Source organism: Chromatium okenii, assembly GCF_002958735.1.
Classification (GTDB): domain Bacteria; phylum Pseudomonadota; class Gammaproteobacteria; order Chromatiales; family Chromatiaceae; genus Chromatium; species Chromatium okenii_A.
The window spans coordinates 403,165-429,421 of the sequence record NZ_PPGH01000037.1 but is presented as its reverse complement, the minus strand read 5'-3'; the positions used below and the strand labels follow the sequence as shown (position 1 = coordinate 429,421).

Genomic DNA, 26,257 nt, shown 5'->3' with positions numbered 1-26,257 from the left:
AGAATCTCCGCTTTTTAGGCGGATAAGTTGATTAACGCATCAGTGGAATTTTTACGCCACACGCTTGATACACCTGAGTGATAATCTCAAAACATGGTGGAGTATCAAGATGCAATGATGCAAATAATGCTTCACGAGTGATTCCTGATATCTTCGCAATTTCAGTCATTCCGCGAGCACGTGCAACGACTCCTAAAGCATGTGCTAATTCGGATGGATCGCCGTCCTCGAGCACTAAAGTTAAATAGAGTGCAATATCTTCTTCATCTTTGAGATGTTCGGCGGGATCAAAATCAGGCACAGTAGAAAGCGGAATTTTATGCGTCATGGTTTATTCCTCAAAAGCGGCTGCATACTGAACAGCCTTATTAATATCGGCGAGTTGCGTCGATTTATCTCCACCACCCAACATGACAATTAATGTTGCGCCGCGTTGAATATAATACATTCGCCAACCGGGACCAAAATGTTCGCGCATTTCAAATATGCCGCCGCTAATCGGCTTGACATCACCAAAATGACCACGACTTGCCCGATCAATTCGGCGATTAATCCGAACACGAGTTTCTCGATCTTTTAAGCCATCGAGCCAAGCAGCAAACTCATTCGTGCGCTTGATGATAAACATAGAGGGATCCATTGAGCAAAAATAGAATTATAAAACACAACATAATTCATAAAATCAGCAGATTAAACCTCAATGAAAAGTTCCATCACGCGCTCATAAACGTCCTGCACCAGCACACTGCAACCCAGCGCATCAAATGCAATGCGTTCATCGCTTTGCTGATATTCAGTTAATAACCAGCAATGATCCACTTGCCGAGTGTAATGTTCAATCCTGATTTCGTGCTTGGAAACTAATAAATAATCCTGCAACGATGGCAGATTGCGATAATGTAAAAACTTCGCGCCGCGATCATAGCCTTCGGCTGAATGAGACAACACTTCAATAATCAATAGTGGATTCAGTAGTGTATCAATTTGCTGATCTTCAAAGGCGGGTTTATCGCAGGCAATCACAACATCAGGATAGGTATACATGCCAGTGATACTGACTTTAACGCGCATGTCATTGACGTACACTTCACAGGATTTTCCGCGCAATTGAGAATGCAATGCAGCAACTAAATTGCTACAGATTAAATTATGGCTGCGGCTGGCTCCGGTCATAGCGTAAATTTCACCATTGATGAATTCGTGACGCATTTCTTGTTGGCGTTCCCAATCAAGATATTCCTGTGCTGTTAATGTCGTTTGTGAGTGTAAAATGGTCATGGTGATTGACTCGTTTACAGTGAAAAAGCCAAATGGTTGATTGCTTCAATCCGGCGCACACAATCCCAGCGTACAAATCAATTGCGGCTCCTGCTGTTCTGGGAGTGTATGCGTCACACAGAGCCGTTCATCGCGCTGCAAATTTAATAGCAAATCCACTAAATGTTGATCGCTAATTCCTGTGCGCAATTGGCGATTGAGCGTATCCAATGCGCTATGAAATAACGGATAACGCAATAGCGTTTCTAACGTTCGATCCATGCACCGCACTTCATCATCCGTCATTAACAAATCGCGCTTGTCGCCCACATTCAACCGATAGCGTTTGAGCCGTTCATAGGCTTTGGCGCGAGCACCGCTGGCGCGACCCAGCGAACCGCCAAACCGTTGTTCTTCCTTGAGAATATGCGCAATGCCGAGTTTAGTCAGATCGTGATGTTGCTCGACACGCGGCAGCGCCACCGTGTCGGCGGTGCATTCGGCAGCCTGCAAAATCGTCAATTGCGATTGCGTGACGGCAGCGCCGGTGTCGTCGATCCACGCCAGCGCGTCATTGCCCTGCGGCGTGCGGGTGTAAACCAAAACGCCGGGCGGTGCATTGATGCGACGCGGCTGCGCTTTCGTCGCGTACACCACAGCGGGCAGATTTTCGATTTTGGCGACCAGACTCGGATCGGCAGCGGTGGCGTTTTTCCAGATTTGAAAGGCGTAAGACGCGAGATCGACCTCACCATCATGGTCGGCATCGAGAATGCCGCTTTTTTCGGTATAGAGATCGCGCAGCGCCTGATCCTGCGCCAGCACTTTTGCGTCATCATCAAAAAAGAGTTCATCAGAACCAACGACTTCCGCATTTTGATTCAAGCGTTCGCGGACGCGCTGCCGCAAATTCAAAATGCGCTCCACGCCGTCGGCCGGCACGAACGAATAACAGCGGATGCAGTCGGCTTGCTGACCGATGCGATCCACGCGCCCAGCGCGTTGAATCAGCCGAATGATCGCCCACGGCAGGTCGTAATTCACCACGATGGCGCAGTCTTGCAAGTTTTGACCTTCCGACAGCACATCGGTCGCAATCAACACGCGGACTGCATCGGCTGCCGTCACGGTCGCGGCATTTGAGATCGGCGAAAAGCGCCGCGCTAATTCAGTGGGATCGGCGCTTTGCCCCGTCGCCAGCGCCAACTGGGTGACGTTTCGTGCCTGCAACTGTTTGGCGAGATACGCAGCGGTATCTGCAAACTGGGTGAAAATCAGCAATTTATCGTGCGGATGCTGCTCGGTAATCAGCCGCGCCAATTCCGCCAGCTTGGTGTCCTGCTGCGGATTCCAGTTGCCGCACTGCGTCAAAATCTCCACCAGCGCCAGCGCATCTTTCAACAAATCCTCAGCCAGCTCGGGCTTGAACAAGGCGCTGGGCAACCAACGAAAACGTTTTTGGTAGGTGCTGCGATAACTGGCATCAATGGCGGCGGCGCGGTTTTTTAAATTCAAATCCCCCAACCCCCCTTTTCCAAAGGGGGGCTTTCTGAGTCTCCCTCCTTTGAACAAGGCACTTCTTCAACTCCCCCCTTTGCAAAAGGGGGGTTGGGGGGGATTTCTTCCTCAACCTCCGGCAGCGTCTGCGGATCATCAGGATCATCATCACCAGCATCGAGCCACACCGCCTCCTGCGTTCCCAGCGGAACATCTAAACCCTGTTCTAAAGCATGTAACATGCTGAAATTGCGCAGAATATGCCGCTCAATTGACAATAAAAACGTCGGGCCGGCGCTTTCCAACCGCTTAAATAAATTAGTACGACAAAAGCCCATCAATCGCGTTCCGGCGCGTGACAAATCCACGATGATCTGTTCCTGCTCGCTGGTGAGCGACAACGCAGGCAACGGATCATTGAGATATTTTTTCAAGCCATAACGCGGCAACAGCAGCGCCGCGATGGTGTTCACCACTGCTTCCGAATAGAGCCGGCGTAAGGATCATTGGCGTTGCGCTCGTCAATCGGAAACACGACATTTTGCGGAATGCGCTGCGGAAAATAGGATGTGCTGCCGTCAGGAAAACGCAGAAATTGCCCGCGTTCATCGCTTTCGGCGTAGTGCTGAATAATGAAGCTGCGGGTGCGCCGCACCAGATACAGCCGCATCAAATCGCGCCAATCGTCTGGATCGTCGCTCTTTTCAAACGCAGCCAGCGAACGGACTGAACATTGATGCTGCTCGTTGAATTGTTTCTCGCCACCAAGCGCCGCCACCAGCCGCTCTGGGCGAATACCTAAATCCGTGTCTTCTTTGAGAAAGAGCGCGAGTTGCGCCGAGAGGTCCCCGTAATTTTTGTTATACGGCGTAGCGGACAGCAGAATGACGCGGCTGTCATTGCGTTCGATGTAGTCGCGGATGACGCGCCAGCGTTTACTGTCTTTGTTGCGCAAATTGTGCGATTCATCAATCAGCACCACGCGATAACGGCGCGTTTTTTCTGGCAATTCCGCCAACACCCGCGACAGCGACAACACCTTGGCGCAGAGCTGATAACGGTGCGCGTAGTGCTCCCACATCGTCACCAAATTTTTCGGGCAAATGATCAGCGTTTCCGTGCCGTGATCGTCCTCGAAAATCTTGGCCAGCGCCGTCGCCATCACCGATTTCCCTAAACCAACGACATCGCCGATCAACACGCCGCCGCGTTGATTGAGATGACGCGCTGCGGTTTGTACGGCAGCAGCTTGAAAATCCAATAAAACGTGTTGAAACAAAGGCGGAATCCGAAACTCGGCGATGCCAGCGCGAACGTCCTGCGCCAAATACCACGCCATGCGCAGATAAATGTGATAAGGCGACACCAGCCGATCTGCGGCCCAACTTTCTTCAATGAGCGTCGCCAATTCGTTTGATAAATCAACGCACCAGCGGTCGCCCCAGCGGTCTTCAAACCAATGCGCCAGCTTGTAGCAGGCATCGTGATCAATCACATCCAAATTCAATTCGCCCTGCTGTTGCAGCCCAGCAAAGGTCAAATTGCTGCTGCCGACAAAACCGGTGATTGGATTATTCGCATCGGTGCGATACACGAGATACAGCTTGGCGTGGAGCGGATAAGACAATGCACTTTAACGATCAACTGGCTGGCGCGGAGTTGGCGAGCGAGCTGGCGCAGTGCCGCTTCATCGGCATTGGTCGGAATGCCAAAGGTCAATTGCTGCCGGAATTCTTCCGCCAACCGGCGCTTTTCCTGCACCACCATTTGATTATCAATGCGCGGCGTGTGTTGACCCAGCCGCAGCGCCTGCCGCAAACCTCGGACGGCGTTGATTGCATTCCGACCAACAACCGACAGCAATGACCGTCGCCGCCCGCCCAATTTCCAACTGCATCGGCGAGTTGTCGCCAGCCGCGCAAATTGAAATAACCCACACAGCAATCTGCCCGCTCACCGACCTTTAAAGTGTCAAGTAACGCGGGCAGTAAATTTTGATTGATATTGTCGAAAATGCGCGGCATGGCGATGAATGCAGTTTGAATAATTAAACCGTCATCATAACCGCTTAATCTACATTTAGCGCCCAGCTTAAAAGCATCACAACGTCAGAGATAAATTCTAAAATTTGTCGTTGCGTTAAATTAAAAAATAGCGGTTAGGTTTTTTGCCGTGGACGCAATGCGCCAAGACCAATTCCGATATTTGCTTGATGTACAAAATGCTTGAAATCATCAAAGCAGGTGGCATCCAGTGGATGATTGCTTAATGCGCGGTCAGCATAAAATAAACCAATGCACTGATGATGCACGACAATTGGCGCAAGCATGAATGGTGTATAGCCTACTAATTGCTTTAAGCCGTTTGGAATCAATTGTTTATACACATCATAATCTTTCTCGGTAATCCAGCGCGGCAATTTGCGATCCATGGTTTGAAATAATAAATCAGGCGCAGTTGGCGAACGGATAAATTGAAAACCTTTAATCACTTCTTCTTGATCTTCGCCCAGCGCATATTTCGCTTTAAGTATTCTTTTGTCCGGTGAACTGAGCGCAAAGACCACGCGATCGACACCGATACCGCGATAGATTCCCTCTAAAACCAATTCCATAATGATATTAAAATCACATTGACCGGCATCGAGAACTACGCCTAATTCCCGCAAAATTTTAACGCGCAGCGAGCCATCAGGAATGCCTTTACTTGCTAAGGATTTTGCTTTAGTAAATTGCTCTTCTTCACCACGAATGACTGCATCTGGCGATGGAATATGTTTTATCGCAAAATCTGCTCCAAGATCAGATGCCAATTGTTTGGCTACTCGCGCTTCTTGATATAAATTAATTCGCGTTTCATCCAATGTGCGTTCAGTTAATTTAGCAATGCGTTGTATTAGCTGCGTCATTTCTGGTGATTGCCAGCCGGGACCCTCAGCACAACGCGCAATCTGTTGACCTAAACGAATGGTATGCAAGCGTTCATCAGCCTGTATAGGTTGGCTAATGCGCGTTGCAATAGTTCGGTTAATTGCCATTCTTGAATTAAACGGCGACTGAGTTGACTGAGACGAAACCCCAGAATTTGTTCCTGTGCACGCTCCTGCGTCATTCCGGGTTGATTGTATAGCTGCATCAGCATTTCGCCGACTTCATCGCTATAACACCAAAACGCCATTTCGCCGACGCGCATTAACAATGCAGCAATAAAGATTTCTTCCGAAGATTTGTCATTTTTTGCCAGCGCCCGTGCTTGTGTGGCGGTGTGTAGCGCCAGCGCCAGCTCGTGTCCTAATCGTTCGCGTGCTGCGCCCTTAACCAGTGCATCAATTAAGCGCACGGCTAAACAAATATCACGCACTGCATTAAATCCCAGCACCACGACGGAACGGGTAATGGTGCTGATGCTCACGCCCATTGGGTTATAAAATACAGAATTTGCCAATTTCAATACGCGAGCAGTCAACGCTGCATCGCGCAAAATGACGTTGGCTAATTCCGAAATCGGCGCTAATTCATCGCTGGTAAACGCAATGACTTTGCGAGCGGTCATATCGAAAACCGGCATTTCTTGTTCGCAAATCAATGCGACCCATTCGTCGAGATTTTTCGGAGCGGTTTCAATCTTCATAGAAATAATGCGCTTAAAATATAATCAATTGATTTTATTAAAACATACTAGAGGCAGTTATTCAGTATTAGTGTGCGGTGCGATGCTGCGCAAACTCACTTCGCCAGCATGAAATTGTTGTAAACCGTCTATCGTGTCTAAACGCAGCGCACCATCATTAGCAATTCCAGCATAAATGCCGATGATCTGCCGGTCGCCGCAGCGCAGTTGCACCGGCTGCCCCAGCCATTGATCGAAAACGCGCCAGCGGTCGAGAAACGGTGCCAGCCCGGTCTGTTCATAACGCGCCAACGCTGGCAATAACGCATCAAGTAGTTGTGCTGCAAGCAGATTGCGGTTGACTGATTGTCCGCCGAGCACCTGATCCAACGCCGTCCAAGGTTGGTCGATGAAGCCGTTTTCGTTGCGCTTGTCAGAAGGTTGATGCCAATGCCAATGACGAGTGTGCTGGTGGTCGATGATTTTGCGCCGACTTCCAACAGCAGCCCGGCTAATTTTTGCCCGTGCCATAGCAGATCATTCGGCCATTTAAGACTGAGATGTTGCGCTCCCAATGCCTGCAAAACTTCTGTCGTGACTGCGCCAGCGACCAAACTTGTGCCACCGAGCGCTGCGGCGGGTAATGGAGATCGCCATAGCAACGATAGATACAGATTACCAAAAGGCGAGACCCATTCCCGACCACGCCGTCCGCGCCCCGCAGTTTGGCGTTCGGCGAGACAAGCGGCTGGTGAAGGTGCACCTGCCGCAGCTTGGCGCAGCAATTCGGCGTTGGTTGAATCCAGTTGCTCATGACAAACGAGATGCGCCAGCATCGCTTGTCCGGCGGTCGATAAAGCGGCGTGAATATGTTCGGCGTTGAGCTGTTCTAGTGCTTGGGAAGCAGGATGCAAAGTGGAATGCGGCAACATAGGCATTTCAGTATGGCAGGACAGCGGACAGAAAAATGCCGTCAACGGTGAGGCACTGTTGACGGCATCGATCAAATGTTAGGGCAAAACCCGCGCCCTAGCAGAAGGCGTTTTTACCAGCGCGGTCCACGGGAAGGACGTTCCCCGCGTGGCTTGGCCTGATTGACTTTCAGGTTACGACCTTTCAGCGGAGTTTCGTTTAAGCCCTTGATCGCGGCATCCGCCTCGGCGTTATTCGGCATTTCGACGAAGCCAAACCCTTTGGAATCACCAGTGAACTTGTCAGTGATCAGGTTCACGCTGGAGATATCGCCGTAAGCACCGAAGGCGTCACGCAATTCCTCTTGGGTCACGCCGTAGGCAAGGTTGCCAACATAGATATTCATCAAATTCAATTTCCATGGAACGCGCATTGAAGAGAAAGAGAACGGTCGAAAAATCAATGCACAACTGATTCGACAGTCTGTGTCTCCAACCGCTGGAGACGACATTCGCAGGCCATACTATCAGCACTGCTGAAACAACGCAGTTTAAGTGGGTTTGCGCGGTGAAGCTGTGCGCGAACGCTGTCCATCACGCCGCGATCCTTGTCCAGTACGAGGACTGGGAGTCGCTCGCCGAGGTGCTGCGCTCGCCGCGACATGGCTCCCGCGTCGCCGTTCGCCGGGTTCAGGATCATTGGGCGGTGGTGTCAATGACGGCTCAAAACCCACCACTGGATTCAGCGTGATCTGCCGTCCGAGCAGCCGCTGAATGCCTTTCAGCAACACCATTTCATCATGGCTCACCAGCGACAACGCCTGCCCACCAGCGCCAGCGCGTCCAGTGCGTCCAATGCGGTGCACATAATCTTCAGCCACGTTCGGCAGCTCGAAATTCACCACCTGCGGCAACTGCGCAATATCCAAACCACGCGCAGCAATATCCGTCGCTACCAACGCTCGCACTGCACCACGTTTGAATTCATCAAGTGCCCGTGTTCGCGCCGCTTGGCTTTTATTCCCATGAATTGCAGTGGCCGCAATACCTTCGCGTCCAAGATGCTCCGCCAAGCGATTTGCGCCGGCTTTAGTGCGCGTAAAAACTAACACCTGCTGCCAGTCTTCACGATGAAAAAGATGTGCTAACAAATCGCGTTTTCGCGCTTTATCAACTGGATAGGCAGTTTGAATAACCGTCTCTGCCGCAGTATTCCGTCGCGCCACTTCGATCAATTTCGGACGCTGGAGCAGATTATCAGAAAAACGCCGCATGTCGTCAGAATAGGTGGCAGAAAAGAGCAGATTCTGGCGCCGTTCTGGTAATAGATTGATAATGCGTCGTACATCGTGAATAAATCCCATGTCGAGCATTCGATCAGCTTCGTCAAGTACTAGAATTTCAATCCGCGATAAATCCAGCGTATGTTGTCCAGCGTGATCAAGCAAACGTCCGGGCGTGGCAACTAAAATATCCACGCCGCGCCGCAGTTGATTGATTTGCGGTTGCATTCCAACGCCACCGAAAATCACGGTTGAACGCAGTGATAAGTGAATACCATAAGCATGAACGCGCTCACCAATCTGCGCCGCAAGCTCACGGGTTGGCGTTAAAATTAATGCGCGGGGATGACGCTGCGGATGACCTTTTTCAGCTAATAACTGGAGTAAGGGTAATACGAAAGCGGCGGTTTTACCGGTGCCAGTTTGAGCGCCAGCAAGTAAATCATGGCCGGCAAGAATAACGGGAATTGCTTGAGATTGGATTGGGGTCGGACGACCATAACGCTGCGTTGCTACAGCACGCAACAAATCGGCTCGTAAGCCGAGTGAATCAAATGACATGAAAGCTCCTGAAACCGGCCTAACCCAATGTATTTACTGAGGCCGGTCTAGGCGGAAAAGAGGGAATTGTGTTGGGGTTGATGCCTGAAAATAAAAGGAATTCAGCCACAAAACGACGCATCGACCGGGTGATGCGAGAAGTGCAGTGTAAGCAATGTTCCATTCAAAAGCTAGCAACGCCAACACCAATTTCGATCGAATACCCCGCTTTATCGATTATCCAAAATCATGACGACAAAACGGGGGAGTCAAACAGGTTAAAGCGTTCTGAAGAGCGTCAAACCAGAACCGCTTTTAGCGAATTCGCTTTGAATACTTCACGATCGGCTTTAGAGCGCGGATCGTAGCCCTGCTCCTGCATCTTTTGTTTCATCCAGCGTGGTAAAACGCCGCGCACATAAATGTGCTTGGCATTCTCTGGATCAACGTAATGGGTGTATTGACGGGTGGCAGTAGAGTGTTTTTTAGCTGGCCCTCTACCACGACGCTTTTTGGGTGCGATGAATGGCGTGATGTCGTCATACGAATAGCCATTGCCTTCAATAATATCACGAATCTGCTGGATGACATTGTCCTTGCCAGCTTGACGACGTTCTTCGAGAAGACGATTGAGTTCAGCCTGTCTGTTCTCGGTTTCATCACGCAGGCGCTTCAGTTCTTCAAGACTAAGATTAGCGTACTCCACGAGCGATACTCCTAAAAATGGATTAAGGGTGTTTGAACATGACGTGGTTAAGAATGACCGCGTCTATTTCTAATTTATGCGATTCTAAATAAATGTCAAGAAGGCTTATTGTTATTTTAATCTGGCTGACCTGCCCGGAAGGAACATCGCATCGCCGTAACTGAAGAAACGATAGTGCTCTGCAACGGCATGACGATAGGCATTCATCATGGCGTCGTAACCCGTAAATGCCGCAACTAACATCAATAATGTCGATTCCGGCAGATGAAAATTAGTGAGTATCGCGTCAACTACTTGAAATTGATAACCCGGTCGAATAAACAACCGACTATCACCGCAATACGGTTTGAGTTCACCGCTCGCCGCCGCAGTTTCCAGACTGCGCACCGAGGTGGTGCCCACCGCAATCACGCGCCCGCCAACTTGCCGGGTCGCCGCAATCTGTGCACACAGTTGCGCCGTCACTTCCAACCATTCGGCGTGCATTTCGTGTTGATCTAAATCATCGACGCGCACCGGCTGAAACGTGCCAGCGCCGACATGCAGCGTCACTTCTGCTCGCGTCACGCCGAGCGCATCCAAACGCTGCAACATCGCAGCATCGAAATGTAAACCCGCAGTTGGCGCGGCGACTGCGCCTTCACGACTGGCGTACAGCGTTTGATAACGCGCTTCATCGGCGGCAGTGTCCGGGCGCTGAATGTAGGGTGGCAGGGGAATGTGTCCGTGGTGCGCCATCAATTCCGCAAACGCCAGTTCTGGCGACTGCAACTGAAATAACGCGCCCTCGCGCCCCAGCACTTGCAGCGTGACGCCGTCGATCAGCAGCGTTGAACCTGCCGCTGGCGCTTTGCTGGCGCGGAGGTGCGCCAGTGCGATGTGCGGCGTTAATACGCGCTCAATCAGCAGTTCCACGCGCCCGCCGCTGGATTTGCGCCCAAACAATCGCGCCCGCATGACGCGAGTGTTGTTGAACACCAGCAAATCGTGGGGACGCAGCAGTTGTGGTAAATCGGCAAATTGCAGATCGCGGAGAGCTGCGGCGGAATGTTCCACCACCAGCAGCCGTGACCCGCCGCGTTCGGGCAGCGGGTGTTGGGCGATCAACTCAGGAGGGAGGTCGTAGTGAAAATCAGAACGAGAAAAACGCATTGCACTCAATCAGAAATGACCTTGAATAACAGTGAATTACAGCAAAATTTGCGGATGCAGCAGCGGCGCACCATCCAACCACGCTCGTCCATCCGCGCCCAGCGCCAGCCGCTTTTCGGCAAACCAGCGCACCGTCGTCGGATAAAGCCGGTGTTCCTGCGCCAGCACCCGTGCGCCCAACGTTTCTGCATCATCATTCGGCAGCACCGGCACGCGCACCTGCGCAATCACCGGCCCGCCGTCGAGTTCGGCAGTCACAAAATGCACACTCGCGCCGTGCTCTGTTTCTCTGGCGGCCAGCGCCCGCTCGTGGGTGTGTAATCCTTGAAATTTCGGCAGCAATGACGGATGGATATTGAGCATTCGACCTCGGTAATGCTCAACCAAGGTCGCAGTCAGAATCCGCATAAACCCAGCCAGCACGACCAAATCCGGCGCGTATTGATCAATCAACTGTTGTAAATCAGCATCATAGCTGGCGCGGTCGGCATAATTCCGATGATTCAGCACTGCGCTGGCAATGTTCGCCTGCTGCGCCCGCTCCAAACCAAAAGCCTTTGGCTCGTTGCTGATGACGGCCACGATTTCGAGGTGCGCAATCTGCGCGTCAAGCAATGCCTGCAAATTGCTGCCGCTGCCGGAAATCAGCACCACCACGCGCAATTTAGCCATGCGCAGCTCCGTCGCAATACACCACGCTTGGCGCAACATTCGGCGCTTCTGCTTCGATATGCCCGATGCGCCATGCCGTTTCGCCGGCTGCCTGCAACTGCGCCAGCGCGGTATCGGCATCTTCTGCGGCCACGCAGACGATCATGCCGATGCCGCAATTGAAGGTGCGCAACATTTCCATCGCGGTAATGCCGCCCTGCATTTGCAACCAATCAAACACTGCCGGACGTGACCACGCAGTGAGATCAAGCTGCGCTCGTGTGCCCGGCGGCAACACTCGCGGCAGGTTTTCGGTCAAGCCGCCGCCGGTGATGTGCGCCAGCGCGTGTATTTTGAGACTGCGGGTTAATGGCAGCACCGAGCGGACGTAAATCCGCGTCGGCGCGAGCAGCCGTTCGCCGAGCGTCGCGCCATCAAACGGCTCGGCTAAATCTGCGCCGCTGACGGCAATCACTTTGCGAATCAAGGAATAACCGTTGGAATGCGCCCCAGAAGATGCCAGCCCAATCAGCACATCGCCGACGGTGACGCGCTCCGGCACGATCAAATCTGCTTTTTCCGCAATGCCGACGCAAAAGCCAGCGAGATCGTATTCGCCTGCGTGATACATGCCGGGCATTTCCGCTGTTTCGCCGCCGGTCAAGGCGCAGCCCGCTAATGTGCAGCCCTGCGCGATGCCGCTGATGACTGCCGCTGCGACTTCGACATCCAATTGCCCAGTGGCGTAATAATCGAGGAAAAACAGCGGTTCGGCGCCACTAACCAAAATATCGTTGGCGCACATGGCGACCAGATCAATGCCGATGCTGTCGTGTCGTCCCAGTTCCAGCGCCAGCTTCAGTTTGGTTCCCACGCCGTCGGTGCCTGACACCAGCACCGGTTGGCGATAATTCGCCAGTGGTAATTCAAACAGTGCGCCAAAACCACCGAGTCCAGTGAGAACGCCGGGGCGCATGGTGGCAGCCGCGAGTGGTTTAATGCGTTCGACTAAACGTGCTCCGGCGTCGATGTCAACACCGGCATCACGATAATTGAGAGAAAGAGGACGAGAATCTGGCATGACGGCGATGATTAGTTCCGAATGAAGTGGCGAATGGCCGATTGTATACCGAGACGCTTGGACAGCTGTGAATCACCCAGCTAGCATCTTAACTTTAGAACAGCACATTTCATTTAGGTCGTATTGTGAAGCTCAAAGATTTACCTAACATTATTAGCATGATGCGGTTGATTGCCGTGATTCCGGTGGTCTATCTGCTGTTTGAAGATCAATTCGGCTGGGCGCTGGTGTTATTTGCCGTTGCTGGCGCGTCAGATGGACTGGATGGCTTCTTGGCCAAGCATTATGGCTGGCAAAGTCGGCTCGGCGGTATTCTCGATCCACTCGCGGATAAAACGCTATTAGTGTGCTGTTTTCTGGTGCTGGGTGCACGCGAGTTAATTCCGATTTGGTTGGTATTGGCGGTGGTGTTTCGAGATTTGGTGATTGTAAGCGGCGCAGTGCTTTATAACTATCAAGTGGAAGCAGTGGAAGCAGCGCCCATTCCGGTGAGCAAACTCAATACGTTATTGCAAATTTTGCTGGTCGTGGCGGTGATTACCAATGCTGCGCCGCTGCCGTTGCCAGCAGCATTGTTATCGGGATTAACGTGGGCGTGTTTTATCACGGTGATTATCAGCGGTGCGCAATACGTGTGGATTTGGACACGCAAAGCGATGCGCCGAGGTTTGAAAGCCGATTAACTGCGTTCGGCAGTGAGTCGAATCGCCGCAGTAGCGAGCCGCTGACCGAGCGCATGACAGAGTTGGCGTTCGTCATCGCTGATCGGCAATTGATTATCCGCACCGGCGACATGCGATGGACCGTAAGGAGTGCCGCCGCTGGTGGTGTGCAGCAACGCCGGTTCGCTGTACGGCAAACCCATGATGAACATGCCGTGATGCAGCAGCGGCAACATCATGCTTAACAGCGTTGATTCCTGACCGCCGTGCAAACTGGACGTTGACGTAAACACACCCGCTGGTTTTCCCGCCAACGCGCCAGCCAGCCATAAACCGCTGGTGCCATCGAGAAAATACTTCATCGGCGCAGCCATATTGCCAAAGCGTGTCGGACTGCCGAGCGCCAGCCCCGCGCAGTGGCGCACATCCTCGTGATCGGCGTAGGGCGCACCGCTCGCCGGAATGCTGTCCTCGGTCGCTTCACACAGGGCAGACACTGCGGGCACGGTGCGCAGCCGCGCTTCTAAACCGCCAGCTTCCACGCCTCGCGCAATGTGTTTCGCCATTTCTGCCGTCGCTCCATGACGGCTGTAATACAACACCAAGATATAATTCATTTCTATTCTGCTCCTGAATTGCGTTGTCAGTGATCACCGATTTTCCTACTGCCTGCTGCCAATTTTTCTATTATTCAATCGCCCCCGCAACCACCGCCGCATCCATCACCACCATCGCTATCACCATCGCCGCCAAAGAAATCACCCAGCCCATCAAGTGAACCATCGAAATCAGTGCTCGTAAAATCACCCACGCAATGCACGTTAACGCCATTATTTGATTGTAAACCAATGCAATCTAGCGCGTAATAAAAACCGTTTTCGATGCCGAGTTTTTCATCCAGTGCGAACAGCAATGGTAAACGTTCACTGCTGCGTGGATTCAATTTTTCATCACGGCAGCATTGCCACCACACGCGGCGTAATCCGGCATTATTTTGGCGATTGGCGCTGAGAACCACCGCTGGCGTGTGATGTAAAAAGCGTCCAAATGCTCGCCGACAAAAGGCTTGGTAATGGCGCGTGTATAAAATGAATTCATGCCAGAGTGCATCGGCGACTTGCGAAGGCATAGAAACGAATTGCCGCCCGCTATTGAGATAAGCAATAAAGAATTGCCGCAAAGCGCGAGCAACCAAATGTCGTTCTCTGGCATTTAATTGCGGATAGTGCGCTGCAAAACGGTCGAGTAATCCGGGTGGAAAAGCATAGCTGCGAATATACGCAGCGCGTTTAGCACGGCGGCGCATCGCCCAAATTTTAATGATTAGGCTCGTCGTCCCAGCGCCAGCAACGTGATCCAGAATCCATTCATGTTAAGTACGCTGCTGTTGGCGATGTTGACCGCCGCCATCGCACAACGCCATCAATGCTGAAAAGTTCAGCAATTCAATGTGTTTACGATCAACGCGGATCATGTTGTCGTCCTGAAAGCGCGTGAGAACGCGACTGACGGTTTCCACCGCCAAGCCGAGATAACTGCCGATTTCATGCCGCGACATGCTGAGATAAAAATCCGAGGGCGAGAGTCCGCGCCGTCGTAACCGCTGCGACAAGTTCAATAAAAAGCTGGCCAGTCGCGCCTCGGCATTTTTCCTGCCGAGCAGCAGCAGCATCTCGGTGTTTTGACCGATTTCCTGACTCAATAGCCGATACATCTGATGTTGCAGGCTGGCGGTAATCGCGGTGAGCGTTTCGAGTTTCGCAAACGAAATTTCACAAATCGCTGAGGTTTCCAAGACCTTAGCGGAACTGATGTGACAGGCGCGAGCAATCGCATCGAGACCAATGATCTCGCCGGGTAAATGAAAGCCCAGCACTTGCTCGCCACCTTCGGGGCTGGGAGCAAAGGTTTTTACTGCGCCAGTTTTGACGATGTACAGCGACCGAAAGTGATCGCCACGCCGAAATAAATAATCCCCGCGATGCAGCGGGTGATTGTGTTTGATGAGACCGTCCAGACGTTCAACGTCATCTGGTGTTAATCCCATCGGTAAACACAGGTTGACCAGACTGCAATTGCGACACGCGATGCGCATGGACTCTAGCGAGATCACTTGAAATTGGCTCACGACACATCTTTCCTTTGGTATTGACAGTGGCAGCGTGATCACGCTGGTCTGCCATTTGATTTAGATTATTTGCATCAAAATGTACGCGGTTTTTAACTGGATCGTTGACGAATTACAAGGGCGACCATTTTTGTTCGTATTATTCTGTAATGTTTTTTTGTCTGGCATTTTGTCGCCGGTCAACTGACAACTGAAAATCGCTAAATTTCTCGCTGACCACGCTACAGGCTTGATGCAACGGTGAAACCGCAACCGCTGAAATGTGGTCTAATTTCAATCAACTTTTTATGCGACGCGCTCATCTTTCTTTATGGAACAATTATTTGAACTCGCTGATCGCTTCCTCACGCAAGCTCCCGCCTGCGATTACTGGACGCTGCGCTTGGTCGAAGAGGACTCTGATCATTTAGAAGTGCGGCAAGGCGTCGTCGAACCCAGCACGCTTAATTCTTCACTCGGCGCAATGATGACCATCGTGAAAAACGGTGGCATTGGTTACGCAGCAACCAATGATTTGAGTCTCGCGGGGCTGGCCGCAGCGAGTGCGCGAGCGACGGAATGGGCGCAGGCACATGCTCGCCTCGGCTTATTCGATGCCAGCCTGTATCCGCGTTCTAATACCCGCGCTGATTACCATTCGCCAGTGCGCGAATCGTGGAATGCGCTGACCGTGACCGACAAACTGGCGCTGCTGCAAGACGCCAATCGCGCTTTGCAATTGACGAACGCATCGTCGATTGTTCGGCATGGTTGACGCGGCATCGAACGGCGCAGTTGCTAGTCACCAGCGACGGCGGGCGCATTTCGCAGGTATTTGAATCGGTACATCAGGGATTGCTGGCGGTTGCCAATGCTGGAAATCAAACGCAGCGCCGTCACGGTGGCGGCGCAGATTGGCCGCAGCAGGGTGGCTGGGAGCGGGTCACGGCAGCGCGGTTGTTGGACGATGCGCCGCGTGTGGCAGCGGAGGCGCTGGCGCTGCTGATGCGCCGGAATGTCCCAATGACATCCGCGATCTGATTTTGCTGCCCAGCCAAATGGTGCTACAGATTCACGAAAGCATCGGTCATCCGCTTGAATTAGATCGAATTCTCGGCGACGAGCGCAATTATGCGGGCACCAGTTTTGTCACGCCCGGCATGTTTGGGCGTATCGCTACGGTTCTGAATTGCTGGATGTCACCTTTGATCCCACGCTGCCCGGCGAGCTGATGTCGATGGTTGCTGACGATGTGGGCACTCCGGCGCAGCGTGAGTATTTGATTCGACGCGGGATTTTAGAACGTCCACTCGGCGGTGCACTGTCACAGTCTCGCGCCGGGTTGCCGGGCACTGCCTGTACTCGCGCCAGCAGTTGGAATCGTCCGCCGATTGATCGCATGGGCAATATCAATTTGGAGCCGGGCGAAGGCAGCTTGAACGATTTGGTGGCGCGAGTGGAACGCGGGGTGCTGATGGATACCAATCGCTCGTGGTCGATTGATGACAGCCGGAATAAATTTCAATTCGGCTGTGAATTCGGACGGTTAATTAAAAATGGCGAACTCACCGATTTGGTGCGCAATCCCGGTTATCGCGGCATTTCCGCCAATTTTTGGCGCAGTCTCGACGGCGTAGGCGGCCCAGAAACGCTGGAAATTCGCGGCGTGACCAATTGCGGCAAGGGCGAACCCAATCAAGCGGTGTATGTCGGTCATGCGTCGCCGCCGTGTTTATTTCGGGATGTAGCGGTATTTGGAGGCGATGGCGATGATGCTGAATCGAAAAATAGATGAACGGCGCAGTTCTGAGCGCGTGGCGTGGCAAGGACAGGTGCAAATTCTGCCGTTGATTCCATTTCATCCGGTGCTCGGTCTACAGCAGGTTCGGGCACAAGATTTGAGCGAAAGTGGCTTGCAGGTACAAAGCGAGCGAGCGTTGCCATTGAAATCAACAGTATTAGTAGAAATGCAGGCTTTCAATCATCCGACCGGAATTCAGGTGATTGGATCGGTGATTTGGATTTCACCGGCTGCGGCAGAGCATGAATGGTGTCTTGGGATTGAATTTTGCGATGTGGGTGAAAGTGCGCGTCACGGGATTCGCACGTTATTGAAGGATTGAGTTCAATAAAAAAGTCCGCACAGTGGCGGACTTTTTTGCTGGGTTAAATTGGGATTAGCGGAGTTGCTGCCAGTTCAGACGGCCAGTCAAAAGGTCAAACAAACCGCCATCGATTAGCGGTAATGGTTTGAGATCGCCTCCATCTGATCCCGATATTACCGATACATAATCATTAGTAGTGCCATCACGCAAAACACGCGGTGAATCGACAATTTGATTTAGTTGTACGCCACTCGCTGGCAGCTTTATATCTCCTTCTTCTGCAACGTAATCTTCTACAGTTTCAGAGCCACCTAAACTTGTTGTAACTATTTTTTCAACACCATCGATAATGCGAATTGTTCCTACAACTCCATCGCGTATGATTAGCATATCTTCAGTGTTGAATTCACCATCACCGTTAATATCAAAAGTTTTACCAGTAGAGCTACCGCCAGTGAACAGATCAATCGCAAATACCCAACTCTTGCCACCGCCAACTGTACAGGGATCGTCTGATTCGATTGGAATAATACTGGTAAACAATACCTGTCCAGCACCCGATAAAATTGCGGACGAGTGACTACGCGTTCACCTTCTTCGCCATTCTCTGGTGAAATAAGATCGAGAAACCAACCACGCTTTATCGGCGACGCTTCCCAATCCATTGGGTTTTGTGAAATAACTCGCCAAGTGTAATCTTCTGGGTCATCAGGTAAACCAAGTTCAAAAAGGATTTCCTGCTCAAGTAATGAACTTCGATTCGTGACGACAGAGCCACCATCCCAAACAAATTGAAGCGAATTATTAGGGTCTTTTTCCAATACAGCATTATCCCAAATGCCGTAAACACTTTGCAGTGCGACTAAGAACATCATTACCGCGCATGTATTGACCAGTGCCAAAATACACTAAATAACCGCCTAATGGATGTGTGCCAATTTCTAGCGGTCCAGTGATTGGTTGCCGCACATCATCCGCATCGACTGCTTGAAATAGCGGAACTCCGCTGTATGCAACACCCCAAGCAGAAGAAGTACCTGTCAAATCGAATTTCCATAGGTTGCCTTTGAGATCACCAGCATAGGCTCCAGCAATAGTTTGGTTGGTATCACGAATTAACGTTGCAGCAGACAAGCCATTGGTGACATCGGTTGAAACTTGAATCTTTTTAATTAAACTACCATCATCTAAGTTAACAATATAAAGCCAAGCACCTGTACCGCTGTCGTAGCCATTACCGAATACCGCCGCCCATTGACCATTTTGTAACCGACCAATGACGGGCGAATGTACTCCAGCAGCAATTGGCGAAGTGTTCATTTGACCGACCATATAACCAAGATTAGCATCACTGAATTCCCATAGCACATTTTCAGTTGTGAACGTATCCGGGTTTGTGACATCTAATGCAAATACCGCTTTTCCGCCATCACCTAATGTTCCAATTAGAATAGAGCGCCAAGCATCATTGACATAGGCATCAGCAACATTGGGCGAGCCGTCTACAAAATCGCGGTGCTAGTGAGGCTTTTATAAGTTGGACTGGTCAAGTCTTTTAATTTACCCAACAGGGCATTTGGCACATAAGCGAATTTTTCTTCACCTGTTAGCGCATCGAAAGCATGTAACATGCCGTCATTAGCGCCAACATAAATCATTGATGTGCGGGTCGCATTGGAGGTAAGAAATGTCGTATATGTATCTTTACCAAGTGCTCCTGTTGGTAAGTATTTATAACCGACATTTTGCGGCTTGCCGACATAAAGCGGATCGGAATGAACAATGTCACCCAAAATTTAGTGCGCTCACGAAAACCAGTGATTCCGTCATCTTTCGTTCTTTGCTCTGATCGCCTCGCAACCAATTAAATATAGTTTCATCGTTAGATAAATAGGCTTTTTGAGCGTTATTGAGTGTTGCCCAAGTGAATGCAATTCCTGCTGGGTCAGAATCATCATCTGGCGTTCCATTCCAAGTGTAATACTACGATCATTCCAGTCAGGTATAGTTGCCGAATCCCATTCAGCGTTGACTATCAACGTTATCGAACAACTGAAAGGCTTTTAATTCACCACTCCAGTCACTTGGATCAAACTTTGCCTGATAGATGAGTGTGTCATCTTTGGTGCGGGTGGAACTGGCGGCTGCCGATGCCGCAGTTGCTTTGCTTAGATTTAAGATTCTGGTAAAGGCTTCTTCGAGTTGATCTTGCAATTTTCCGGCATTCGTCACTAAGAAGTAATTAGGTGATGCTTCACCTTTAGCCAATCCTTCATTACCTTCAGAGCCATATTTTGCCGCATACCATAATGGGTTTTCTAATACCGTTGCAGCATCAGTTGCAGAGCTGGCCGTGAAGGTACGTGTTGCAGTCAATGGCAATGGAGTATCAGTTCCTGATATTCCGCAATCAGAAGGTGGTGATCCGATCGCACAACCTCCTGATGACACACCGGCTGGCGTATCAAGAAAATAATCTGGATCATCACCAACGCTCGTATCTTTATCACGTACTTCTAAATAAACGCCATCGTGAGTGGTTCCAGAAATGACATAGCCCAGATGCTGCATAATGCTTCCAGCGGCATAGCTCGAATCCAGTGCTACAGTCAGGGTATTATCTGCATTAACTTTCAAATCATATAGAACAATGGCATCCATATCGTGATCTGCGCCCTGTTCCACGTCCTCGTAGTTAATACGAAACTTAATTGATGGACGTCCACCATTAATGCTGTCATTTTCGTCTGAGCCATTTGGATCAGTGTTAGCAAATTCTTCAATAAAGAAATCAACAATGGTGTTTGTTGGTTGAAATTGCCCCTGCGCTATATTGATACTATAGCCACCAACCGATTTCGCAAAGGGTACTAGCGTTACTTTTTTAGTACCTACCGGAATGACAATCTTCGGCAATGGTGACGCCAAAGCGACAGAAAATGTATTGATGTCTTGTTTATCTCTAAATCAGTCCGAGTCATTCTCAAACGCATAGCGTGCAATGCCAGCGGAATAATAGCCGCCCTGTTTGGTTGGTTCAGAAGGTGATAATCCTCGGATATTGCCTAATCCACTAACGGTCTTTGCCGTTGGCGCACCAAGAAAATCAGAGCTACCGTTGACTTCACCAATAAAATGCGCACTTGAGCCACCATATTCGGCGCTCCAAATCGCATTTGCTTCGGTCGTTACATTTAATCCGCTGATGTCACCGCTAAAACTTCCAAACACTGTACCGGGAACCTGATCGGTATCAAATGATGGATTGACATCGCTAATCACTAATTGAGCGCCCGGTGAACAATAGAGCGAAGAATTATCGGTGTAAGGATCAACCCAAGCTGGTGCGGGTAAATCCATCGCCGAATCCGCAGGATCGCGTAAAGTAATATGCTCTTTACCGCTTGTCAGCGTTGGCATGAATACTGATGTCGCAGTGGTTTTACCAGAAAAATAACGCAAACTTTCATACATCATTTCCGCAATCGGATTACCCCAATCTGGGAATTTACTACTTGAACTCACCATCGGGCTGGTTGTCAACCAACCGCCACTATAAGAATAGCCTGTACCGCTATTGAAATCGACGATCCGAAATAAATCCAAAGTTTTTACAATACCAAGCAAACCTGTAAATACACCAGTTGATAGATCAACTTCGCCAAGACTTGGATTTATTTCATTCATAAAACTTTCAATATTTTTGCGTAAAACACCGCCGCTCATGTTGGTTGAGTGCTTGAATGATCCAGAAATTAAACCAAACAGCATTTTGTCATCTTTACCATATTCCTGTAACAACCCATCTGGTTTATAAGTCACGACATCTGGATTTGGAGCCGTATTGGTATAGGGTTTGCAATTAGAGTCTAAAAGACCGTCTTTACAAACCTGAACGCGGACAGTGTAATCTTCCATATCCGAAGCCGGAACATTTCTACTGTAAGTTGAAACAACTAAATCAGAATATTTTGCAGTTGGAACAACTGCCCAGATATCACTGCTATCAGCTCCCTTCCAATACAAGATATATTTATCTCCACCACCACCTTCTTCGTGTCGAAACTCAATTTGATGTGATCCGGCTGTAAGGTCAACACTACCTTTACAGTTATCGTCTTTAGCGGTACATACATTCCATGTATATCTACCAAAAACTACGCTTCCATCAATGATTACTTCAGTTGCATCATCACCATTGATTGAAAATTCATAATTACCAGCTGTAACGATATTAATACTTCCCTTAAATATAGTGATGTAATTATCATCGCTGCCATAAGGGTTGCAACTGCTACTACAATCAATTCTGCCATTCAGCGTAAAATTAGGAGTTGAAGGTGTGGGTGGAGCATTGCTCCCCATAAAGTTATTTGAATTTGCTAAGAGCTCAATAAGCGCATTAAAAGCATCGTGATCTGCTGGTCGAGTATTATTGACTGTTGCCGTACTTTCACATGCACCACCAGAACAATTTGTTCCAGCAACAGGTCTTTCAATTGCCACCCAGTTCCAAATTCGATAATTAGAATTCGTCAACACCCGCATTAGTGGTTTTTTACTAGCTTCATTAGCAAGTGTCGTATTAGCAAACAGATGACGAGTTCCCGCTGATGGTTGTGACAACGGCGTATAGTCAGAAATGAGATAACCATCATGTGCAGAACTTAAGTATTCCTTGCCCCAGCTATGGGCATCTTGTGGAATATAAGAACGTTCAAGAACTGTTGTAGCTGTGGTAGGGCTATCAGGGTTATAAGCAATATCAGTAAACCTCCGTCCGCCATAAAGCACTTTGCGCAGCGCATCAATCCGAGTTGTTGTAATGTAGTTAAGAAAATCGCCACTCCAATGTCCGGGACATTTTTTAGTTGTTGTCGTAGAAACTGGAGTAAAAAGATCAGCACTATAGTCATAACAAAGATGCGAATCAAAATAACCAAAATAATCGACAGCATCACCATTGGTATCAACCATATTTGGTTTATAGCCAACATCGAGCACTCCATCACCGCTTAAATCAGACGCATCGTTATAGGCTTCATAATAAAGCGTGTGATCCTTGCCCATAATCAGCATGGTCAACGGTGGCGCAGCGACATCGCCACCACTCGCAAATAATGGGTATTGCGCAAGGTCTTCAGCGTTAACGAATGCGACCGGAAACGAAAGAACGATACCAATCAAAAATGCAAATCCAGATCGGTATTGAAGAAGATGTTTGCTGTAATCACGCATGACGAATCTCCGGTAGAAATAGCTATTAATCTTCTATTCGTGCGACAGTTGTTTCTAAAACTACGACCGAAGTTGTAACAGCACCCTGTCCTCGTGCTATCACCCGATAAATTGCAAGAACAGTATCAGCAGGAGCACCAGTTGCATCTAAACAGAGATCACAAGGATTACAAAGAGTTAACTTGGGAGCATTGGGGATCAAACTAAGAGTAGGAACAGCGCGACATAAAAGCTGAGTAACATAAACTGGCTGCGCAATAACATTAGAAATTGTTTCAGAATCAACGGATATTTCATCTGTCCAACCGTCATCATCATCTGAACTAGGTTCTTTTAAGTCTTCACCCTCAGTAATTGTTGTTGGTAAATCTTCAGCATTCACAATTTGATTTTCAGCTCTACGTAATGCCACTTCTGCTGCTTGAAATGCAACATTACGATCATTCAAATTGCTCGCCATGCGTTCATTAAGTGTGGTTGTTTGTACAGAAGTCATGCCAAGAACTGTCATCAATAACAGAAAAATAAGTCCGGTGACTAAAACCATGCCACTTTGACGTTTGCGGTTCAGTAATTGACTCAACATTGCCAGCTTCCTCATTTCATGCGATTGCGCAAGGCAACAGTGGTACTAAACATTTGATAGATACGGCGGTTAGTGGCAGTAAAAAAAGTGCCATCGTTTTTTTCAAAAGGCAGCGACATTGCAGCATCCACTAAATTATCTTCACTGCTACCAACTAATAAATCAATTTTTACCGCAAGCACCCGATTCCAATCTGGAGCGGTGTTAAAATAGTTATCAATTTGGTCGTCACCTGTTGTATCAACACCATAGCGCAACTGCATATCGTAAACGCTTTCTAATAACTCTTCGTTGGTTGTGGTGGTTGTATTCACAACGGTTTTTTGTTCTCGCAGTCCTGGTAATCCGCTGGTATTGGAAACGTAATAAGTATAAGTGACAACTGAACTCAGGTTGGTATCATAATAAGTAATTCTAAAGAGATCGGTGTTTTTAACATAACCAGAGACACCTACTGTCAAAATTGCTCCTGATGGTGCTGAAGTTGCTCCAGGCCAACCCTGAATATAATTCGTTGGTGGCCAATTTGCAGGTGGAATCCCTGCGAAGTTTTGTAACCCCGATTGCCGAACATTTTTCGCTAGATATTCAACTGCGAAGCGTCCAGTTTCTTGCACTCGCGCCACATTTTCGCTATCGCGGTAGCTTTGCTTGTTGCCAATTAACAGCGCTACCATTCCCGCAGAAAGAAAAAGACCAATGGTCATGGAAATCATCAATTCAACGAGTGTAAAACCGCGTTGCGATGATGACTGCGTATAAACGGATGCGAGATACATTGAAAGCCTCATAATTCCGTTGTAAATAGAAATGATTGACTGCTGCCAGTTCCTTCTAAGCGGCTTTCATCCCAAGTAATTGTTATTGTCACCATCGTGCCGCCTGTTACCGAAATAGTAGCGGTGCCACTTGGTAAATAAGCAAGATGATTGCGCCATGCAGTAAGGTCAGCAGTCGCAATAGTAGTACTGGTAGTACCGGATGAATATGCTGTTGCAAATGTTTGATTGCCAGTAATTGCCGCAAAAGTTCCATTATAGCTTGCAGCATTCGGTGTATTTGCCCGCATCGCATCAGTGATTTCATACGCGAGATTCACTGCCTGAACGCGCAAATAAGACCCCTGACTCATTTTGAGTGAAACGCCTTGCAATCCCGCCAAACCTAATAAACCCACAGAAAGCACCAGCGCAGAAATCATCACTTCAAGTAATGTAAAACCCTGTTGATAGTGTCGATGCGCGATCATGGACAAGTTCCTGTAGTAATACGCAAACGACCAATTGCATTAAAAATTATATTGCGTTCAGCCGGTGCAATACAGATAGAAATAGTACCCCGTTGGGTACTTGCACCTAAACTTTGACCATTCGGTGTGAATCGCACAAAGTTCGCAAAATTAGTGCCTCCGCCAATTACCACACCGCTATTCGTTGACTGTCCAACGCGCAATGGAGTATCGCCAGCATCAAAAGTGCCATCACCATCGTTATCAACGAAAACAACCCAGCCATCTTGCCAATTCGCGCCAGTATTACAGGTTGGTGTGCTGTCAGTAATGTCATCAGATTTACACACTGTAACTGTTTTACCGCGTGTCATTGCTTCCGAACGCGCATGTTGCAGTGCACTGCTGAGTTGATTGGTGATCGCAGCGATGCGATTGGTGCGGGTAAAGCTCTGAAAGCTCGGCACGGCAATTGACATTAAAATAGCGGCAATTGAGAGGGTAATCATTAATTCAAGCAGCGTGGTTCCCGTCATACGCTGCCGCAGAATAAAACGGTGCGAATGGCGATTGATACCGAGCGGATAAATACGGCACATGAACATTCAGTAGCTCCGTGGGTGTGATATTGCCGTGAATCACGCAAATCGCATTCAAGCTGCTATTTCAGCTTAGATGATCTAGTTTAAAAAAATGGGAACTGCGACACAAATCAACGCATTAAATTTAATCCGTCGCAGCAGGACGCACCACCGCAATTGGTAACAGCCTAGGACGTTGAATTCGCAAGCGTTTATAGCGGGCATGTTCGCCACTGAGCAATGTAATGTGCGAAGGTGCAACGCCAAATTCCTCCGCAATAAAGCGTTTAAGTGATTGATTTCCTTTGCCATCAACCGGCGGCGATTGGATGCGCACTCGATAATAATCACCGCTCGGATCAACGCCCACAAAGTCATCACGCGGCGCTCGGGTTTGCACCCGCAGCGCCAGCTCCAAATCTTCACCGTGCCAGCGATACCACGACATCAGCGCGATCCGTTAAAACGGGCTGCCGACCAGCCATTTTAGCGGTGGAATCAGCAACATATTGAGCAACGTCAAGCCAATAATGACGACCAGCGGTGAAAGATCAACGCCGCCAATCGGCTGAATTTGCCGCTGGGCTGGCAGCATCACTGGATCGGTTAAGCGCGTGAGCAAGCCGATCATCGGATTACGCGGATCGGGATTGACCCAACTCAATAGCGCCCGCGCCAATACAGCAAATAACATCAAGTTAATAAATAACTCCGCCATGCTTGGAATGGCCCAGCCAACTGCGCCGAGAATTGAGTGCGGGCTACCGAGCAATAGCGCCAGCAATGCCAGTTCCACTGTCGTTAATAACCAAATCAATACCAATGCGGCGAGATCAAGTCCGCCATAACCGGGAATATATTGGCGCAATGGACGCAGTGCTGGCGTCGTCACGCGCACTATAAATTGCGAAATCGGATTATAAAAATCCGCTCGCGCCCATTGCAGCAGAAAGCGAATGGCGACTACAGCGGTATACAACCCAAAGAGGGTTTGTAATAAAAAAACCAGCGGGGACAGCAGATAGGAACTGGTCATGGGTGTTGTGCGAGAAAACCATTATTA

General features: G+C 49.5%; 32 protein-coding genes and 2 pseudogenes. 3 read left to right on the top strand and 31 right to left on the bottom strand.

Annotated features, from left to right (window positions below; genetic code table 11):
* Positions 1-31 precede the first annotated feature (31 nt).
* The 17 genes from CXB77_RS13890 to purM all read right to left on the bottom strand — a co-directional run bounded on the left by CXB77_RS13890 (position 32) and on the right by purM (position 12,687).
* A complete protein-coding gene (locus tag CXB77_RS13890) occupies positions 32-328 on the bottom strand; it encodes an addiction module antidote protein (RefSeq protein ID WP_105074369.1) in 297 nt (98 codons plus the stop codon).
* A gap of 3 nt (positions 329-331) precedes the next feature.
* Positions 332-628 carry a type II toxin-antitoxin system RelE/ParE family toxin gene (locus CXB77_RS13885; protein ID WP_105074368.1) on the bottom strand — a complete coding sequence of 99 codons (297 nt, stop codon included), beginning with the start codon at positions 626-628 and terminating at the stop codon, positions 332-334.
* Positions 629-690: 62 nt separating this feature from the next.
* Positions 691-1,278: a Uma2 family endonuclease gene (locus CXB77_RS13880; protein ID WP_105074367.1), complete on the bottom strand. Its 588-nt coding sequence runs from the start codon at positions 1,276-1,278 to the stop codon at positions 691-693.
* Positions 1,279-1,323: 45 nt separating this feature from the next.
* Positions 1,324-2,781: a C-terminal helicase domain-containing protein gene (locus CXB77_RS13875; RefSeq protein ID WP_197711071.1), complete on the bottom strand. Its 1,458-nt coding sequence runs from the start codon at positions 2,779-2,781 to the stop codon at positions 1,324-1,326.
* Entirely contained in the window at positions 2,769-3,227 is a 459-nt protein-coding gene (locus CXB77_RS20430) for a hypothetical protein (RefSeq protein ID WP_197711070.1), read from the bottom strand. Before CXB77_RS20430 ends, CXB77_RS13875 begins: the two co-directional genes overlap by 13 nt.
* The gene (locus CXB77_RS20425; RefSeq protein ID WP_197711069.1) at positions 3,224-4,381 is read right to left on the bottom strand and encodes an SNF2-related protein; all 1,158 of its coding nucleotides are present in this window, start codon (positions 4,379-4,381) and stop codon (positions 3,224-3,226) included. The genes CXB77_RS20430 and CXB77_RS20425 overlap by 4 nt, the downstream gene beginning before the upstream one ends.
* The gene (locus tag CXB77_RS20420) at positions 4,291-4,698 is read right to left on the bottom strand and encodes a hypothetical protein (protein WP_197711068.1); all 408 of its coding nucleotides are present in this window, start codon (positions 4,696-4,698) and stop codon (positions 4,291-4,293) included. The genes CXB77_RS20425 and CXB77_RS20420 overlap by 91 nt, the downstream gene beginning before the upstream one ends.
* Positions 4,699-4,912: 214 nt before the next feature.
* The gene (locus tag CXB77_RS22140; protein ID WP_242445719.1) at positions 4,913-5,731 is read right to left on the bottom strand and encodes a hypothetical protein; all 819 of its coding nucleotides are present in this window, start codon (positions 5,729-5,731) and stop codon (positions 4,913-4,915) included.
* Positions 5,713-6,384: an HDOD domain-containing protein gene (locus CXB77_RS22135; RefSeq protein WP_242445718.1), complete on the bottom strand. Its 672-nt coding sequence runs from the start codon at positions 6,382-6,384 to the stop codon at positions 5,713-5,715. Before CXB77_RS22135 ends, CXB77_RS22140 begins: the two co-directional genes overlap by 19 nt.
* A 57-nt stretch (positions 6,385-6,441) precedes the next feature.
* Positions 6,442-6,549: a hypothetical protein gene (locus CXB77_RS22130; protein WP_242445812.1), complete on the bottom strand. Its 108-nt coding sequence runs from the start codon at positions 6,547-6,549 to the stop codon at positions 6,442-6,444.
* Positions 6,522-7,292, bottom strand: coding sequence for a biotin--[acetyl-CoA-carboxylase] ligase (locus CXB77_RS13860; protein WP_242445717.1), 771 nt, complete (start codon positions 7,290-7,292; stop codon positions 6,522-6,524). Before CXB77_RS13860 ends, CXB77_RS22130 begins: the two co-directional genes overlap by 28 nt.
* Positions 7,293-7,408: 116 nt before the next feature.
* Entirely contained in the window at positions 7,409-7,681 is a 273-nt protein-coding gene (locus tag CXB77_RS13855) for an RNA recognition motif domain-containing protein (protein ID WP_105074768.1), read from the bottom strand.
* Positions 7,682-7,825: 144 nt separating this feature from the next.
* Positions 7,826-9,118 carry a DEAD/DEAH box helicase gene (locus tag CXB77_RS13850; RefSeq protein ID WP_105074365.1) on the bottom strand — a complete coding sequence of 431 codons (1,293 nt, stop codon included), beginning with the start codon at positions 9,116-9,118 and terminating at the stop codon, positions 7,826-7,828.
* 277 nt (positions 9,119-9,395) lie between these two features.
* Positions 9,396-9,803: an H-NS histone family protein gene (locus tag CXB77_RS13845; RefSeq protein WP_105074364.1), complete on the bottom strand. Its 408-nt coding sequence runs from the start codon at positions 9,801-9,803 to the stop codon at positions 9,396-9,398.
* A gap of 111 nt (positions 9,804-9,914) precedes the next feature.
* Positions 9,915-10,955 carry a tRNA preQ1(34) S-adenosylmethionine ribosyltransferase-isomerase QueA gene (gene queA, locus CXB77_RS13840; RefSeq protein ID WP_105074363.1) on the bottom strand — a complete coding sequence of 347 codons (1,041 nt, stop codon included), beginning with the start codon at positions 10,953-10,955 and terminating at the stop codon, positions 9,915-9,917.
* A gap of 36 nt (positions 10,956-10,991) precedes the next feature.
* Entirely contained in the window at positions 10,992-11,627 is a 636-nt protein-coding gene (gene purN, locus CXB77_RS13835; protein ID WP_105074362.1) for a phosphoribosylglycinamide formyltransferase, read from the bottom strand.
* Positions 11,620-12,687, bottom strand: coding sequence for a phosphoribosylformylglycinamidine cyclo-ligase (gene purM / locus CXB77_RS13830; RefSeq protein ID WP_105072406.1), 1,068 nt, complete (start codon positions 12,685-12,687; stop codon positions 11,620-11,622). Before purM ends, purN begins: the two co-directional genes overlap by 8 nt.
* A 125-nt stretch (positions 12,688-12,812) precedes the next feature.
* Between purM and CXB77_RS13825 the strand changes: the two genes are divergently transcribed.
* The gene (locus CXB77_RS13825) at positions 12,813-13,370 is read left to right on the top strand and encodes a CDP-alcohol phosphatidyltransferase family protein (RefSeq protein WP_105072407.1); all 558 of its coding nucleotides are present in this window, start codon (positions 12,813-12,815) and stop codon (positions 13,368-13,370) included.
* On the opposite strand, the gene wrbA is transcribed toward CXB77_RS13825, so the two are convergent.
* The 3 genes from wrbA to fnr form a co-directional block, all read right to left on the bottom strand.
* Positions 13,367-13,966: an NAD(P)H:quinone oxidoreductase gene (gene wrbA / locus CXB77_RS13820; RefSeq protein WP_105072408.1), complete on the bottom strand. Its 600-nt coding sequence runs from the start codon at positions 13,964-13,966 to the stop codon at positions 13,367-13,369. The genes CXB77_RS13825 and wrbA overlap by 4 nt on opposite strands.
* A 74-nt stretch (positions 13,967-14,040) precedes the next feature.
* Positions 14,041-14,655 carry a glycine-rich domain-containing protein gene (locus CXB77_RS13815; protein ID WP_242445716.1) on the bottom strand — a complete coding sequence of 205 codons (615 nt, stop codon included), beginning with the start codon at positions 14,653-14,655 and terminating at the stop codon, positions 14,041-14,043.
* A 66-nt stretch (positions 14,656-14,721) separates the two neighbouring features.
* Positions 14,722-15,477, bottom strand: a complete 756-nt coding sequence (fnr, locus tag CXB77_RS13810; protein ID WP_105072410.1) for a fumarate/nitrate reduction transcriptional regulator Fnr — start codon at positions 15,475-15,477, stop codon at positions 14,722-14,724.
* A 310-nt stretch (positions 15,478-15,787) separates the two neighbouring features.
* On the opposite strand from fnr, the pseudogene CXB77_RS13805 reads away from it, so the two are divergent.
* Together CXB77_RS13805 and CXB77_RS13800 are read left to right on the top strand one after the other, a co-directional pair.
* Positions 15,788-17,251: pseudogene (locus CXB77_RS13805) on the top strand (TldD/PmbA family protein).
* Positions 17,226-17,579 carry a PilZ domain-containing protein gene (locus CXB77_RS13800; protein WP_105072411.1) on the top strand — a complete coding sequence of 118 codons (354 nt, stop codon included), beginning with the start codon at positions 17,226-17,228 and terminating at the stop codon, positions 17,577-17,579. The pseudogene CXB77_RS13805 and the gene CXB77_RS13800 overlap by 26 nt, the downstream one beginning before the upstream one ends.
* 54 nt (positions 17,580-17,633) lie before the next feature.
* Here the strand turns inward: CXB77_RS13800 and CXB77_RS13795 are convergent, their stop codons facing one another.
* The 11 genes and pseudogenes from CXB77_RS13795 to CXB77_RS13735 all read right to left on the bottom strand — a co-directional run bounded on the left by CXB77_RS13795 (position 17,634) and on the right by CXB77_RS13735 (position 26,230).
* Positions 17,634-18,104, bottom strand: coding sequence for a hypothetical protein (locus tag CXB77_RS13795; protein WP_105074360.1), 471 nt, complete (start codon positions 18,102-18,104; stop codon positions 17,634-17,636).
* Positions 18,105-18,389: 285 nt separating this feature from the next.
* Positions 18,390-19,019: pseudogene (locus CXB77_RS23205) on the bottom strand (pilus assembly protein); the annotation flags it as partial.
* Between the two features lie 44 nt (positions 19,020-19,063).
* The gene (locus tag CXB77_RS23200) at positions 19,064-19,354 is read right to left on the bottom strand and encodes a PilC/PilY family type IV pilus protein (RefSeq protein WP_172452679.1); all 291 of its coding nucleotides are present in this window, start codon (positions 19,352-19,354) and stop codon (positions 19,064-19,066) included.
* Between the two features lie 229 nt (positions 19,355-19,583).
* Positions 19,584-20,477 (bottom strand): hypothetical protein, encoded by an 894-nt coding sequence (locus CXB77_RS13770; RefSeq protein ID WP_146108826.1) that lies wholly within the window; start codon positions 20,475-20,477, stop codon positions 19,584-19,586.
* A 51-nt stretch (positions 20,478-20,528) separates the two neighbouring features.
* On the bottom strand, positions 20,529-22,799 hold the full coding sequence (locus tag CXB77_RS19860; RefSeq protein ID WP_172452678.1) for a PA14 domain-containing protein: 2,271 nt from the start codon (positions 22,797-22,799) through the stop codon (positions 20,529-20,531).
* A 25-nt stretch (positions 22,800-22,824) separates the two neighbouring features.
* Entirely contained in the window at positions 22,825-23,385 is a 561-nt protein-coding gene (locus CXB77_RS19855) for a pilus assembly PilX family protein (protein ID WP_105074354.1), read from the bottom strand.
* An 11-nt stretch (positions 23,386-23,396) separates the two neighbouring features.
* Positions 23,397-24,164: a PilW family protein gene (locus CXB77_RS13755; protein ID WP_277949409.1), complete on the bottom strand. Its 768-nt coding sequence runs from the start codon at positions 24,162-24,164 to the stop codon at positions 23,397-23,399.
* 8 nt (positions 24,165-24,172) lie between these two features.
* A complete protein-coding gene (gene pilV / locus CXB77_RS13750; RefSeq protein WP_105074352.1) occupies positions 24,173-24,634 on the bottom strand; it encodes a type IV pilus modification protein PilV in 462 nt (153 codons plus the stop codon).
* Complete coding sequence (locus CXB77_RS13745) at positions 24,631-25,212, bottom strand: GspH/FimT family pseudopilin (protein ID WP_172452677.1); 582 nt, start codon at positions 25,210-25,212, stop codon at positions 24,631-24,633. The genes pilV and CXB77_RS13745 overlap by 4 nt, the downstream gene beginning before the upstream one ends.
* 127 nt (positions 25,213-25,339) lie before the next feature.
* Complete coding sequence (locus CXB77_RS13740; protein WP_105074350.1) at positions 25,340-25,642, bottom strand: DUF167 domain-containing protein; 303 nt, start codon at positions 25,640-25,642, stop codon at positions 25,340-25,342.
* 12 nt (positions 25,643-25,654) lie between these two features.
* On the bottom strand, positions 25,655-26,230 hold the full coding sequence (locus tag CXB77_RS13735; RefSeq protein WP_105074349.1) for a YggT family protein: 576 nt from the start codon (positions 26,228-26,230) through the stop codon (positions 25,655-25,657).
* Between the last annotated feature and the right edge of the window lie 27 nt (positions 26,231-26,257).

What these genes read in the sequence shown, in the direction of transcription:
- CXB77_RS13890 (WP_105074369.1), bottom strand. Translation starts at nt 328, where the DNA reads ATGACGCATAAAATTCCGCTTTCTACTGTGCCTGATTTTGATCCCGCC.
- CXB77_RS13885 (WP_105074368.1), bottom strand. Translation starts at nt 628, where the DNA reads ATGTTTATCATCAAGCGCACGAATGAGTTTGCTGCTTGGCTCGATGGC.
- CXB77_RS13880 (WP_105074367.1), bottom strand. Translation starts at nt 1,278, where the DNA reads ATGACCATTTTACACTCACAAACGACATTAACAGCACAGGAATATCTT.
- CXB77_RS22135 (WP_242445718.1), bottom strand. Translation starts at nt 6,384, where the DNA reads ATGAAGATTGAAACCGCTCCGAAAAATCTCGACGAATGGGTCGCATTG.
- CXB77_RS13855 (WP_105074768.1), bottom strand. Translation starts at nt 7,681, where the DNA reads ATGAATATCTATGTTGGCAACCTTGCCTACGGCGTGACCCAAGAGGAA.
- CXB77_RS13850 (WP_105074365.1), bottom strand. Translation starts at nt 9,118, where the DNA reads ATGTCATTTGATTCACTCGGCTTACGAGCCGATTTGTTGCGTGCTGTA.
- queA (WP_105074363.1), bottom strand. Translation starts at nt 10,955, where the DNA reads ATGCGTTTTTCTCGTTCTGATTTTCACTACGACCTCCCTCCTGAGTTG.
- purN (WP_105074362.1), bottom strand. Translation starts at nt 11,627, where the DNA reads ATGGCTAAATTGCGCGTGGTGGTGCTGATTTCCGGCAGCGGCAGCAAT.
- purM (WP_105072406.1), bottom strand. Translation starts at nt 12,687, where the DNA reads ATGCCAGATTCTCGTCCTCTTTCTCTCAATTATCGTGATGCCGGTGTT.
- wrbA (WP_105072408.1), bottom strand. Translation starts at nt 13,966, where the DNA reads ATGAATTATATCTTGGTGTTGTATTACAGCCGTCATGGAGCGACGGCA.
- CXB77_RS13815 (WP_242445716.1), bottom strand. Translation starts at nt 14,655, where the DNA reads ATGCGCCGCCGTGCTAAACGCGCTGCGTATATTCGCAGCTATGCTTTT.
- CXB77_RS13800 (WP_105072411.1), top strand. Translation starts at nt 17,226, where the DNA reads ATGATGCTGAATCGAAAAATAGATGAACGGCGCAGTTCTGAGCGCGTG.
- CXB77_RS19860 (WP_172452678.1), bottom strand. Translation starts at nt 22,799, where the DNA reads ATGCGTGATTACAGCAAACATCTTCTTCAATACCGATCTGGATTTGCA.
- CXB77_RS19855 (WP_105074354.1), bottom strand. Translation starts at nt 23,385, where the DNA reads ATGTTGAGTCAATTACTGAACCGCAAACGTCAAAGTGGCATGGTTTTA.
- CXB77_RS13755 (WP_277949409.1), bottom strand. Translation starts at nt 24,164, where the DNA reads ATGTATCTCGCATCCGTTTATACGCAGTCATCATCGCAACGCGGTTTT.
- pilV (WP_105074352.1), bottom strand. Translation starts at nt 24,634, where the DNA reads ATGATCGCGCATCGACACTATCAACAGGGTTTTACATTACTTGAAGTG.
- CXB77_RS13745 (WP_172452677.1), bottom strand. Translation starts at nt 25,212, where the DNA reads ATGTGCCGTATTTATCCGCTCGGTATCAATCGCCATTCGCACCGTTTT.
- CXB77_RS13740 (WP_105074350.1), bottom strand. Translation starts at nt 25,642, where the DNA reads ATGTCGTGGTATCGCTGGCACGGTGAAGATTTGGAGCTGGCGCTGCGG.
- CXB77_RS13735 (WP_105074349.1), bottom strand. Translation starts at nt 26,230, where the DNA reads ATGACCAGTTCCTATCTGCTGTCCCCGCTGGTTTTTTTATTACAAACC.